The organism is Bdellovibrio sp. HM001 (assembly GCF_055397275.1).
In genome coordinates this window covers 2644167-2656126 of the sequence record NZ_AP029174.1, presented here as the reverse complement: position 1 = coordinate 2656126, position 11960 = coordinate 2644167, and the positions used below count along the sequence as shown (strand labels likewise).

15 protein-coding genes are annotated in these 11960 nt (G+C 48.9%); 9 read left to right on the top strand and 6 right to left on the bottom strand.

Going from position 1 to position 11960, the window contains the following annotated elements:
* Nucleotides 1-2 precede the first annotated feature (2 nt).
* A complete protein-coding gene (gene nrfH, locus ACZ5ZZ_RS12555; protein WP_464120383.1) occupies nucleotides 3-458 on the bottom strand; it encodes a cytochrome c nitrite reductase small subunit in 456 nt (151 codons plus the stop codon).
* Nucleotides 459-572: 114 nt separating this feature from the next.
* Nucleotides 573-1424, bottom strand: a complete 852-nt coding sequence (locus ACZ5ZZ_RS12550) for a radical SAM/SPASM domain-containing protein (protein WP_464120384.1) — start codon at nucleotides 1422-1424, stop codon at nucleotides 573-575.
* Nucleotides 1425-1650: 226 nt separating this feature from the next.
* Between ACZ5ZZ_RS12550 and ACZ5ZZ_RS12545 the strand changes: the two genes are divergently transcribed.
* A complete protein-coding gene (locus ACZ5ZZ_RS12545; RefSeq protein ID WP_464120386.1) occupies nucleotides 1651-2154 on the top strand; it encodes a fascin domain-containing protein in 504 nt (167 codons plus the stop codon).
* Nucleotides 2155-2172: 18 nt separating this feature from the next.
* Here ACZ5ZZ_RS12545 and ACZ5ZZ_RS12540 read toward each other — a convergent pair whose 3' ends face one another.
* Together ACZ5ZZ_RS12540 and ACZ5ZZ_RS12535 are read right to left on the bottom strand one after the other, a co-directional pair.
* Complete coding sequence (locus ACZ5ZZ_RS12540; RefSeq protein ID WP_464139717.1) at nucleotides 2173-2889, bottom strand: alpha/beta fold hydrolase; 717 nt, start codon at nucleotides 2887-2889, stop codon at nucleotides 2173-2175.
* Between the two features lie 81 nt (nucleotides 2890-2970).
* Nucleotides 2971-3738 (bottom strand): helix-turn-helix domain-containing protein, encoded by a 768-nt coding sequence (locus ACZ5ZZ_RS12535; protein ID WP_464120389.1) that lies wholly within the window; start codon nucleotides 3736-3738, stop codon nucleotides 2971-2973.
* Between the two features lie 144 nt (nucleotides 3739-3882).
* On the opposite strand from ACZ5ZZ_RS12535, the gene ACZ5ZZ_RS12530 reads away from it, so the two are divergent.
* The 3 genes from ACZ5ZZ_RS12530 to ACZ5ZZ_RS12520 all read left to right on the top strand — a co-directional run bounded on the left by ACZ5ZZ_RS12530 (nucleotide 3883) and on the right by ACZ5ZZ_RS12520 (nucleotide 5577).
* Nucleotides 3883-4383, top strand: coding sequence for a hypothetical protein (locus tag ACZ5ZZ_RS12530; protein ID WP_464131536.1), 501 nt, complete (start codon nucleotides 3883-3885; stop codon nucleotides 4381-4383).
* Nucleotides 4384-4518: 135 nt separating this feature from the next.
* Nucleotides 4519-5037 carry a lipocalin family protein gene (locus tag ACZ5ZZ_RS12525; RefSeq protein WP_464120392.1) on the top strand — a complete coding sequence of 173 codons (519 nt, stop codon included), beginning with the start codon at nucleotides 4519-4521 and terminating at the stop codon, nucleotides 5035-5037.
* A 3-nt stretch (nucleotides 5038-5040) separates the two neighbouring features.
* The gene (locus ACZ5ZZ_RS12520; RefSeq protein WP_464139715.1) at nucleotides 5041-5577 is read left to right on the top strand and encodes a lipocalin family protein; all 537 of its coding nucleotides are present in this window, start codon (nucleotides 5041-5043) and stop codon (nucleotides 5575-5577) included.
* Here the strand turns inward: ACZ5ZZ_RS12520 and ACZ5ZZ_RS12515 are convergent.
* Complete coding sequence (locus tag ACZ5ZZ_RS12515; protein ID WP_464131532.1) at nucleotides 5574-6491, bottom strand: MerR family transcriptional regulator; 918 nt, start codon at nucleotides 6489-6491, stop codon at nucleotides 5574-5576. The two genes, ACZ5ZZ_RS12520 and ACZ5ZZ_RS12515, sit on opposite strands and share 4 nt — an antisense overlap.
* Before the next feature lie 91 nt (nucleotides 6492-6582).
* Between ACZ5ZZ_RS12515 and ACZ5ZZ_RS12510 the strand changes: the two genes are divergently transcribed.
* From ACZ5ZZ_RS12510 to ACZ5ZZ_RS12490, 5 genes are read left to right on the top strand one after another with little or no spacing between them, the layout of a single operon-like run.
* Complete coding sequence (locus ACZ5ZZ_RS12510) at nucleotides 6583-7839, top strand: NAD(P)/FAD-dependent oxidoreductase (protein WP_464139713.1); 1257 nt, start codon at nucleotides 6583-6585, stop codon at nucleotides 7837-7839.
* The gene (locus ACZ5ZZ_RS12505) at nucleotides 7836-8582 is read left to right on the top strand and encodes a DUF1365 domain-containing protein (RefSeq protein ID WP_464139711.1); all 747 of its coding nucleotides are present in this window, start codon (nucleotides 7836-7838) and stop codon (nucleotides 8580-8582) included. Before ACZ5ZZ_RS12510 ends, ACZ5ZZ_RS12505 begins: the two co-directional genes overlap by 4 nt.
* 5 nt (nucleotides 8583-8587) lie before the next feature.
* Nucleotides 8588-9751 carry a class I SAM-dependent methyltransferase gene (locus tag ACZ5ZZ_RS12500; RefSeq protein ID WP_464142389.1) on the top strand — a complete coding sequence of 388 codons (1164 nt, stop codon included), beginning with the start codon at nucleotides 8588-8590 and terminating at the stop codon, nucleotides 9749-9751.
* 11 nt (nucleotides 9752-9762) lie between these two features.
* Nucleotides 9763-10818, top strand: coding sequence for an SAM-dependent methyltransferase (locus tag ACZ5ZZ_RS12495; protein ID WP_464139709.1), 1056 nt, complete (start codon nucleotides 9763-9765; stop codon nucleotides 10816-10818).
* A 9-nt stretch (nucleotides 10819-10827) separates the two neighbouring features.
* On the top strand, nucleotides 10828-11622 hold the full coding sequence (locus ACZ5ZZ_RS12490) for a DUF1295 domain-containing protein (RefSeq protein ID WP_464139707.1): 795 nt from the start codon (nucleotides 10828-10830) through the stop codon (nucleotides 11620-11622).
* A gap of 23 nt (nucleotides 11623-11645) precedes the next feature.
* Here ACZ5ZZ_RS12490 and ACZ5ZZ_RS12485 read toward each other — a convergent pair whose 3' ends face one another.
* Complete coding sequence (locus ACZ5ZZ_RS12485; protein ID WP_464139705.1) at nucleotides 11646-11939, bottom strand: hypothetical protein; 294 nt, start codon at nucleotides 11937-11939, stop codon at nucleotides 11646-11648.
* Nucleotides 11940-11960 lie beyond the last annotated feature (21 nt).

The window sequence follows — 11960 nt, the reverse complement described above, 5'->3', positions numbered from 1 at the left end:
CCTTATCTTGCGTGGCCGACGCCGCGATGGCAGTGCAGGCAGTTGGCATCTTCATTATGATTTGTATTGGATCGATCCATGGCTTGCACCATGGGTTGATGGCAGGACAGGCAGGAGTTTTTCACCACCTGCAGGCTGTGTTCCTTAATCAGAATAGGCTCATGAAAGTTCTGCAGCGTGAAGGCCGACGAATGCGCCCAGCCGTTCAAGGCTTTGACGGCGTATTTACCGATGATGTTGTGAGGCAAATGACAGTCGTTGCATTTGGCAACATGATGATGGGCGGACTTTTGCCACGAATTCAGATTGTCCTGCATGATATGGCAGTTCACACAGGCCTTGGGGTCATCCGACATGTAGGAATAACCCTTGGCGTAGATAAATGAATAACAACCCAGGCCAATCACGATACCAAAGAGGATAAGTACAAGGATGTTAACTGTGTTTGACCTGTTCATGTGCGTAAATTTACAAAAGTTTACGCATGAGTACTAGTGAAAATAAGTGGAATGGGTGGAATGTGTCATGAATCCACCCCGGGAAGGCTGTTGGTGTTGGAAGGCACGGCCCCGTTATCCGAAGCGAGTGATGTAATTGCAGCGCTGGCAGAGCTCCTCGGTCAGCTTGTTGCTTTTAAAACCGGCCAAAATTCTTTGCGATCGTTCACTGTTTAAGATGGACTCAATCGGCTGATCTTGCACTCGGCCCAGGGGGATTTTTCCTTCCTTGTCCAGACAGCATGGCACCACGGTCCCGTCGGCCAAAACTCCAAAATGGCTGGTCAGCCCGTAGCAGGTGCCCCGTTGTCCCAAAACCGGCAGATCAAGGGATGGCCAGGTGAATTCGGTATCAAAGTGCAAATGCAGGCGGTTCTTGATGCGCACACTTTTTTGTCGCCGAATATCGATATTCTCGTTGAAAGTGAAGTCAAAAAACTGGCAAACCCGATCCAACATGGACCGATTTTGCAGGCCGACGCCCAGGGGCTCATCCAGATTCCAAAGGCGGTAGTTGATGTAAAGGTCGGGTCTTTCAACAAAAGCCCTTTCCGTGAACCTGAAGATTTTTTTCAGATAAACGCTTGGGTCTTTGTCGCCGTAGTTGTCATGAAAGCTGTGCAGAGAAAAATTGATCTGGCGAATGATCTTATCAAGAAGGATGTCTTCTTTAAGCTCTGTTAACAAAACCCCGTTGGTCACAAAGAAAATGGGAACTTGGTTTTCTTTGCAGATATCGATGAATTCCGGCAGCCGCGGGTGGACCAGGGGGTCACCCATCAGGTGCAATGTCACCTGATCCGTCATCGGGGCCACTTGTTCGATCACCGAACGAAAGACCTCAGGGGCCATCATTTTCTTCTCGCGCTCCACCGGAGGACAGAAACTGCACTGGAGGTTGCAGATGTTGCTGATTTCAATGTTCACTTTGTTGAAACGATTTTTTTGCCTAATGATGGACCTCGTCAGCCCCTAGATAACACTGGAAGTTGCGGATAAGCAAGGCGGAGTTTTCAACCTCAAGGTGTCCTGACACCGGACTGGACTGACAGGGGCATTATCTCGACATTTTCGCAGGGCAAAGATTGAATTTGTTTTCATCGTGGTATCAGCTGGGGCTGTGGAGGTCTTTAAAGACCCAAGGAGATTCCAAATGAAATCAGCATTGGCTCTTTCTGTGCTCTTGTTTGTGGGAATGGCGGCGGCTCCGGCGTCGGCCTGCAATGCTCCGCTTTCCTGTGTGATAAAAACTTATACTGGAAACTATGTCACGGCTGTCGGTGGCGGTGGACGTGTGACAGATGTTATTCATACTGACGCCACTCGGGTGGGGTCCTGGGAACGCTTCACACTCGTTGATTCCTGTGATGGCAGCTCTTTTATCAATTATGGAATCAAGACGGTCAAAGGCTACTATCTGACGGCTGTTGGGGGTGGCGGTCGCATCACGGATGTCATTCACTCGGACGCAACGCTCTTGCAAGCGTGGGAAAAATTCAAACTGATTTCATTGGGGAATGGTGTATACGCAATTCAGACAATCAGTGGCAACTACCTTACAGCCGTCGGTGGTGGCGGCCGGATCACAGACACCATTCACACAGATGCAACTCAGATTGGGAACTGGGAAAAGTTCCGAATCATTTGCAGGCCCTAGGCTATTGAGTGGATGTGTTCAGGGGTGGCCCGAAAAAAACTGAGAAAGGATCTGCGCCATCTCGGCGGGTTTTTCCAGGGGAATGTAGTGACCGCATTCCTCTATGACATCAAGTTGGGCTTTGGGAATTTGCTGTTGCAGAGCTTCCAGTTGTTTCAAGGGGACCACGCGATCCTCTCGTCCGCCCACAAGCAGAATGGGGCAGGACAGCTGGCGCAGTTTCGAAGTCAGATCTTTTCGGTCCAGGGTGGCCATCATCTGATTTAAATACATCTCTGATGTGTAGCCTGCGCTCATATCCACAATGGTTCGGGTGATGTGGGCGTCGGTCAACGACTTGGGGTGCAGAAAACGCGATAGTTCTTTTTCGTTCATGCCACGATATTGGTATTTGCCAAGAAACTCCTTCATGCTCAGGCGCCATTGTCTTTCGCGCTCACTTAAAGGACCTACATTGGTGGCCACTAGGCTTAAACTCTGCACTCGATCCGGGTGTTGGGTGGCAAAAAGCTTCGCAACGTATCCGCCCATCGAAAAACCCACCAGACGAAATTGGTGGTAGGGCAGATCGTGTACAAGATTGAGCATCTCCTGAAGGTCCTTGCAGTCCTTGAAATGCACGGCAAGCATAGCCCCCGGCAAGTTCAAACGCTCCAGGGTATCACTCCAAACACGTTCATCGCACAAGAAGCCGGGAAGAAAAACTGTGGGAGTCAGATCATTGCGATTGTCCATGGGCCTATTGTGCCTTTAACGGGCAAAAATTCAAGGCACTTTCATCCGCGCATTCAATATCGAGCTTTTCAGACTGGCTGCTTACAGCGGGATGCCCAGGCGATCGACTTGCCAGATTGAAAACTCATCCGCGTGAATGATTCCCGAGACCGTGACCCCTTTGGCGCTTTTGGTATTAAGCTCCAGCTGTGAAAGCTTCTGATACCGGGCCAGGACTTCCATAAGGTCTCTTGCAAAAGATTTCTTCTGTTCGGTTGAAAGCAGAAGTTCAAAAGGCTTGCAGATGCAGCCAGTGCTTTCGTCATAGGTCGATGACTTGTAGCTCTTTGTGATGAAGCTGAAAATGGAGCGCAGATTCTGCTGATAGTAGGCTTTCTGCAGCAGACCGTCTTCGCGCCATTGAAACGGGAAGCGGGCCATCTGGTAGATTCGATCCCGCGGCATTAGTTTGATGAGCTCCACGTTTTCCAGTTGGCGCAATCTTTTACGAAGTTCGGTCTCTTTTAAGTTCAAGCTGGTTTTTAACTGGGCAAAGTTAAGTCCCATGACAATGGATCGGAACAGCAGCAGATAGCTGAGATCGCTGGCAAAAAGCTTTTCCTGTTCTTCGCTGAACAGGTAAGGCTTGGGTGTGTTGTGCTTGCTGATCTCGATCAACTCGTAAAAAGAAGTGCCCAGGCTGGTGGCGATTTCGCTGAGTTCTGAAAGGCTCAGCTCCCCCTTGTTCAGTCTTCTTTTGACGGTGGCCGTGGAGACACGCAGTTTTTTTGCAAGATCACTGTACTGAAGACCCTGTTCCTTCATGAGCTTCTTAAGGCTGTCCTTGATTTTGGCTTCTTCGGCTTTCATGGCGCTCCGGTCTTTTAAAAAGAGCAAAAATTGACCCTTTTTGTAAGATTTGGCGCAAGAAAGGTCAAAATAAAAGACTTTGATTTCTAATAAAAGCCAAGAATTTTAAGCGCCGCCAGCGCCAGGTGGTGGTAAAGTGTCAGAATGAAGAACGCGCTGAATGAACTTCTTTGGATCCAGGAGCTACTGCCCACAGACGTGCAGTCCGCCCCGCAACATGGGGGGATGGCCTATTATCTTGATATGAAGCTTGTCATGATTTTGGTGGAGGATCCGGCCAGCACCCACGAGCATAAAGGGGTCTTGTATCCTTTTCAGCTTTGGAATGGCTGTATTCTGCCGGTTGAGTACCGTAAGCAGAGTGCTTTTTTCCTGAAGTTCTCTTTCCTGGAAAATCATCCGGCCAACCGGGACTGGTTGTACATCCCGGCAGAGTCAGAAAACTTTGAAGAGGAGGTCCGGCAGTTTGTTCGTGAAATCACCAAAAGAAATCCGCTTCTGGGAACTCCCGTGAAGTTTTCAGGAGTGCCCAGATCAAAAGCCCCCTCCGATGAGCCGCGAAAAAAGACGTCCAAACCCATCAAAGCGGATAAGAAACGGGAAAACACTTTCCTTCTGGAAATGCTCAATAAGACCAAGAAGTGAAAAGTGCCAGTTTATCTCTTTTTTGGCCCAGGAGCAGTCTCAAGTGTTGGAAAACACAAGTGTTTACTTTCTCTTGAATATGTATAGATTTTTCTATACAATAGATAGTGGGCTCAAAACAGAGAAGGAACTTGTATGAAAACAGTTATTTCGCTCTTGTCGTTGCTAGTTTTGACTTTTGCTCCGCTCACCCATGCGGAAGATCCATCAGATCCCGAGGTTGTCCCTGCGGTGGATTTGAATCGTTATGCGGGCCTCTGGTATGAAATTGCCCACTCTCCCAACTTCTTTCAGCGCAACTGCGTCCGTTCGACGGCAGAGTACGGTGTCCTGAGCCCCTTGTCAGTTTCCGTTAAAAACACCTGTTACAAAGAAAACGGGGCGGTGAGTGATATTTCAGGCGAAGCAAAAGTGGTGGATCCGGCTGTTCCGGCCAAGCTCAAGGTGCGATTTAACTTTTTTGCCCGTGGCGACTACTGGATCGTGGACCTTGACCCCGATTATCAATGGGCTGTGGTCAGTGGCCCGAAGAAGAAGTCTTTGTTTATTCTGTCGCGAAAAGCGCCGATGGATGCCCAGGTGTTGGCGCAGATGTTAGAACGACTCAAACAACGTGGCTTCAAGCTGGATGATCTTATTTACGATCAGTATTGATTTATGAAACTTTTAACGGCGATCACAGTTTTGTTGATGCTTGGAGGGTGTGGGACAATGTCTTCGCAAGATCCGCTGCCAACAGTATCTTATGTTGATATCCCCAGATTTATGGGGGACTGGTATGTGATCGCCAATATCCCCACGTTCGTCGAAAAGGGTGCGAATAATGCCATCGAAACCTATGCTTGGAACGCCAAAGAGGATCGAATTGATGTCTCTTTCCGTTTTAATGCAAAGACGCCGTCCGGGCCGCTGAAGAAGTATCCGCAGAAAGCTTGGATCTATGACAAGAAGACAAATGCAGAATGGCGAGTTCAGCCGTGGTGGCCGTTGAAGTTTTCCTATCTCGTTGTGGATTTGGCGCCAGACTATTCCTACACCGTGATCGGTGTTCCCAGTCGCAATTACCTTTGGATTATGGCTCGCAAGCCTCATTTGGATGAGGCCGTCTATTCAGGCATAATCAACAAGGTGAAGTCTATGGGCTATGACACTTCCAAAATTCAGAAAGTTCCCCAGGTCTGGGGAGCTAACTAGGGCAGCTCTTTGAGGTAATCCTGGAACTGTTGCATGGATAAAAAACCCGTGACCTTCCGTTTTAGCTTTAACTCCATTTGATTTGTATTTCGCCCAGCCAAAAGGAATTCAATTTCCGCAGGCAAGTTTCGATCAAGGAAGTTGATGTAGCTAAAAAGACTTTCTTTGGCGCCCTCTTTTTCAGACACAGTGCTGGAAAGAAGCAGGTGGGAGGCCTGATAGCGCAGGCAGGTTTCGCTAAGATCCTTTTTGGGGGTGCTGGGGCCAAGGAACAAAGTTTGAAGTCCTTCAAGTCTGCTAAGGCAGGAAGCAAAGGCGATACCCATATCGTGCAGATCACCGTCTGGAGTGGTCATGACAATACGAGACTTGGACTTCTTTTTTTTGCTGTCGGTTTGAACGAGTATCAGTTGCTCTTTGATAAAGGCAGACAGGATGTGCTCCTGTCCCACGGACAGTTGGTTTGCAGCAACCAGTGACCCCATTTGTCCGGCCAAGGGAGTCAGGATGGTCGTCACAAATGCGTCTGGCTTCAGGCTGCGGCGCTTTTTCTGAAGTCGATCAGAGATATCGTCCCATTTATAAAGGTGGGCTAGATCCAAAAGTTGGTTGATAAAGTTGAGCTGTCTGTCAGGAGGAGTCGGGGTGGCTGTGGCGGCTTCCTGCTGAGGAAGAATTTTCTCCAAATCAGTCAGTTCCAGTTTGGCGATGTTGCCGATCTTATAACCTTTATCCAGGAGGGCCTGCAAAAGACGAGCTTTCTGAATATCTTCAAGCGAATAAATTCTTCGGCCCGTGGAGCTGCGCTTGGGTTTAAAGGCTTTATAACGTGTTTCCCAGCCGCGCAACGTAAATTCAGAAAGCCCTGTGAGCTCAATCACCTGTCGTATCGAAAAAGAATCCTTCTTAGCCATTGACCTATTTTATCCATGGTCTCTTTAAAATGTATAGAAAAAACTATACAATAGGGTGAAAGTAAGTCATATGGCATGTGTGAGGTGTCAAATGAAGACAGCGGTCATCGGTTCCGGGATCAGTGGTTTGGGGGCGGCATGGATTATGAGTCAGACGGATGAGGTTCATCTCTTCGAATCTGACAGTCGCCTGGGAGGGCATGCCAACACGGTGTATGTCAAAGACGGCAGCTCTGATATTCCAGTCGACACCGGATTTCTCGTCTACAATGAACTGACCTATCCTCATCTGAAAAGTTTCTTCAAGGAGCTTCAGGTAGAGACTGCTGCCTCTGACATGTCTCTGGCCATTAAAGCTCCCCACAAGGGTTTGGAGTGGGCGGGAACAAGTCTGGACACTGTTTTTGCTCAAAGAAGTAATTTCGTTCGTCCGGGATTTCTAAGAATGTTGTACGATATCACGCGGTTTCACCGTGAAGCTGAGGATAACAGAAGCTTAGCGCAAAAGAATGGCTGGACTCTTGGACAACTGATGCACACTCGATCCTATAGTGAAGAATTCAAGCGCGACTACCTTCTTCCCATTGGAGCAGCGATTTGGTCCACCCCGGAGCGCGGCATGGAACATTTTCCTGCCGAAAGCTTTTTAACGTTTTTTATTAATCATCGCCTTTTGCAGATTAGCAATCGCCCGGTTTGGAGTACCGTCAAAGGGGGCTCGGTGGAATATGTCAAAAAGGTGGCGGCGCGAATTCCGTTCGTGCATTTAAACTCTCCAGTGACCGGCGTCGAGCGACGCGCAGGAAAAGTTTTGGTAAAGGTTCGCGGAGAGTGTCTGGAGTTTGACCGAGTTGTCCTGGCGACCCATGCCCCCATTACACTACAAATTCTGGAAAATGTGTCCCCTCTTGAACATCAAGTCTTAGAGGCTGTGAAGACAAGTGCAAATAAAACCTATCTGCACACGGATGCGTCGTTTATGCCGACCAGAAGAAAGTGTTGGTCGTCCTGGAATGTTCTGGGATCCCCGGAAGGTCAGAACCACGAGAATGTTTCTTTGACCTATTTTATCAACAAACTTCAGCCATTGGGGACGGACAAGGATTACTTTGTCACTCTCAATCCGCGCTCTCCGGTTCAGGAAGTTCTTCAGGAGTTCACTTATCATCATCCGCAGTTTGACCAAAAGGCCATTGAGGCTCAGAAGGCGTTGTCGCAGATTCAGGGCCGGGGAGGAGTTTATTTTGCCGGGGCGTGGACGCGATATGGTTTTCACGAGGATGGACTGCTCAGTGCTGTCCGCGTGGGTGAACTGATGGGGGTTAAGCCTCCCTGGGAGGTCTCATGATGTCCCTGCAAATTCTTAAAGGCCATGTCTATCACAGTCGAAGCCATCAGGTGCGACACAGCTTTCGCTATCCCACCTTTGCTTTGCTTTTTCCGCTGCTTGAAGAGGACGCCAGTCTTCAGCTTCTGAAGCGTAAAACCTTCGGGCTTTTGTCCTTGCACTCGCAGGACTATCTTCAGGGCCACAAGGAGTCCTTGAAGGATTCGGTATTTCGCTTTTTAAAGGAAAAATGCCAGTACGAACCTGAAGAGGTTGTTCTGCAGACATTTCCCAGAATGTTGGGATATGTCTTTAATCCGGTCAGCTTCTGGTTTTGCCGTCGAAAGGGACATCTTGAGGCCGTCTTGTGTGAGGTGAACAACACCTTCGGAGAACGGCACTTTTACTGGATCTGTCCGCCGCAGGGTATAGAAGGGGCGCAGTTTTATCGTTCTGAAAAGGTTTTTCATGTCAGTCCTTTTTTTCCCGTGGATGGCTTCTATAAATTTCGCTTTCAGTTTGAAAGCAATCGTTCCCGGGTTGAGATCTTTTATTACGATGCGAATGAAAACCTTCGATTTTCATCTTGGATTGAAGGGGGTGTGACGGATTTTGAAATGCAATCCCCCTGGAAGTTGTTTTGGAGTTACGGCTGGATGACGCCACTGGTGGTCATTCGGATACATTGGCAGGCGCTGAGGCTATGGATGAAACAGGTGAGTTTTTATAAAAAGCCGGAACCACCGCACAAGGAGGTCACGTGAGCAGGATGACGTTTAAAACAAAAATTTTGATCAAGCTTCTGGGAAACTCCAAAGGTGCGACACTTCATCTGACCTTCCCGGATGGAACGGTGGATTCGTTCGGATCGGGAGGTCCTCAGATTTCCGTTCACGCCAAAACCTGGAAAGTTTTTGATGAACTTGTCGACAAAGGGGATCTGGGACTGGCTGAGGCGATCATTCGTGGGGATCTTGTCGTCGACGATGTTTCTGCTCTGGTGCAGTGGGCGTGTATGAACGAAGATTCCGTGAATCGTCTTCTGCACGGAACCTGGTATGGGACTTTGTGGGCCCGTCTTCGTCACTTGATGAATCCGAACACCAAACAAGGGGCCAAGAAAAACATCATGGCCCATTACGATCTGGGGAACAGTTTCTATAGTCTTTGGCTGGATCCCAGTATGACCTATTCGGCGGGCCTCTTCGCTGATCCGACACAGGATTTACGGGAAGCCCAAATGAAGAAGTACGATCGAATTATCGATGTGCTTGATATACGACCTGGGGATCATGTTCTTGAGATCGGTTGTGGGTGGGGTGGCTTTTTCTCTCGGGCAATTGAAAGAACCGGCTGTCGTGTGACGGCAGTGATGAACTCGCCGTCACAGGCAAGATACAATCGTGACCTCATTGCCAGATTGGGCTTGGGAAATCACATCGATCTTCGACAACAGGACTATCGCGAGATTGAAGGGCGCTACGATAAAATTGTTTCGATTGAAATGATCGAAGCCGTGGGCGAAAAGTACTGGCCTGACTTCTTTGGAAAAGTCAGTGGGTGTCTGAAAGACAAGGGGGCTGCCCTGGTCCAGTCCATCACAATGCAGGATCAGTACTTCGATCAGTACCGTCGAAAAACGGACTTTATTCAGAACTATGTCTTTCCAGGAGGAATGTTGCTGGCACCGAAAGTGTTCGCGGACTATGCCGGAAGATTTGATCTGAAGGATGAAAAGCCCTTTGAGTTTGGAGTTTCCTACGCCGACACCCTGGTGAAGTGGCGACAGAACTTCCAGGAGGCCGAAGGGGATGTGCGCAGTCTGGGGTTTGATGACAGGTTTATGCGCCTGTGGAATCTGTACCTGAGTTATTGCGAAGGGGCCTTCCGGGCCGAGCGTATCAATGTCGGTCACTATCTGATGCAAAAATAAGGAGATCCACCATGGCACTGGGAGTATTTATTGACTGGATGGAACGAGGGTGGATTCCCGAGCCGATGATTCGAGTCGGGATTCGTCAGCTGTGTCGCCAGCGACTGAAAAGTTTGGAAGTCGCAGACCGAGAGCTTGAGCAAGAGCGCAATTCCTCTTACGTGGGTGCACTAAAACAGTCCGCGATCGCTTTTGCCACCGAGAAGGCGAACCAGCAGCATTACGAGTTGCCGGCAGATTTTTATGAGCTTGTGCTGGGAAAAAATAAAAAGTACAGCTCTGGTTATTGGCCCGAAGGATGCCACAGTCTGGATCAGTCCGAAGAGGCCGCGTTGCAGGTCACCTTTCAGCGGGCCGAGGTCCAAGATGGTATGAGAATTCTTGATCTCGGTTGTGGCTGGGGATCTGTCTCATTAAACCTGGCGGCACAATTTCCGCTGGCGCAGATTGTGGGGATCTCCAATTCAAACTCACAACGTCAATATATCATGGATCAGGCCCAAAAGCGGGGGTTGCACAATGTGACCATCCTTACTGGGGATATCAGTACATTCCAGGCTCCGGACAACTGGCTTGGCGGTTTTGATCGGGTCATCAGTGTTGAGATGTTGGAACATGTCCGAAACTATGAAAAGCTGTTTGAAAAAATCAGTCAGTGGTTAAAACCTGAGGGTAGGTTCTTCGTACATATCTTCACCCATAGTCGCTATTCTTATCCTTTTGAAACCGAAGGTGATGACAATTGGATGGGACGGTACTTCTTTACCGGCGGACAGATGCCAAGTCATCATTTGCTGACCTATTTCCAAAAAGACCTTCTTTTGGAGCAGCAATGGAGTTGGCGCGGGACACACTATCAAAAAACTTCTGAAGCTTGGTTGCAGAACATGGATCAGAACCGGGATGCCATCATGCGGATCTTCCGCGAGGTCTATGGTTCGGCGGAAAGCGACAGATGGTTTGAACGCTGGCGTGTCTTTTTTATGTCGTGCTCAGAGCTCTTCGGATTTGATGAGGGGCGTGAATGGGGAGTCTCTCATTACCTTTTTAAAAACAGACCACGCTAGGGGAATTAGATGGACAATTTTTGGATTCAGATTCTGGCAGCGCTGTTTATCATGTTCCTGGTGATGACGGTCACCTGGGCTTTGGGACGCCGATGGGACAACTATGGGATTGTGGACGTCGTATGGTCCTTGTCGTTCTTTCTGGTGAGCTGTTTTTATTCCCTTATCACTGAGGGCTGGTGGGTCCGAAAGCTTCTGATTTTATCGATTGTGGGGTTGTGGAGTCTGCGACTGTCCTACTTCCTTGCCCGAAGGATTTATCTACATCATCCCAAGGAAGATTCGCGCTATCAAACCTTGCGCCAGGATTATGGGGCTCACTTGAGGTCTCGATTTTTTCTGTTCTTCCAGTACCAGGGTGTCAGTGTTGTTGTGCTAAGTCTGGTGTTTTTAGAACCACTTCGGAATACAACGGAAGTCTTGTCCTTGTGGGAAGTTGTGGGGTTGGCATTCAGTCTGCTGGGTCTGTGGGGTGAAGGGATTGCTGATGCCCAGGCTCAGAAATTCAAATCCAATCCCGACAACCACGCTAAGGTGTGCAATGTGGGACTTTGGAGGTATTCGCGCCATCCAAATTATTTTTTCGAGAGTCTTGTGTGGTGGGGATTCTATGTGACCGCTCTGGGAACGGACGGGGCATTGTATACAATCTATGCCCCGTTAACCATATTGTTTATTTTGCTCAAAGTGACCGGAATTCCCCCGTCGGAAGCACAGGCTTTGCAAAAGCGGGGCGAGGCCTATCGCCGCTATCAGGCTGAGACCTCGGCATTTGTTCCCTGGTTCCCCAAAAAAGGTGGATAGACTGATCAATCCTTTTGCGGCGACTACTCTTCGTACATCATCATATGGTGACCTTTTTTGCCCATCATAGGGCAGGCATTTTCACCCATATTTTTGCAGGCCATTCGCATGTCAGCCTGGCATTCGGAAGGGGATTTAGATGTGCGAAGACATTTCGCCATGTCTTCATGCATTTTTGCCATGTTTTCGCGCTGCAGGTTGCTCCAGTTCACTGTTGGAGCTTTGGGTGGCATCGTGTCCCTGGCAAAAGCAAAAGATGCTGTCAGGGTCATAGCCAGAATCGTGGCGGTTGAAACAAGTTTCATGGTTGTTTTCATAGGTCATTGCCCTTTCTTCTT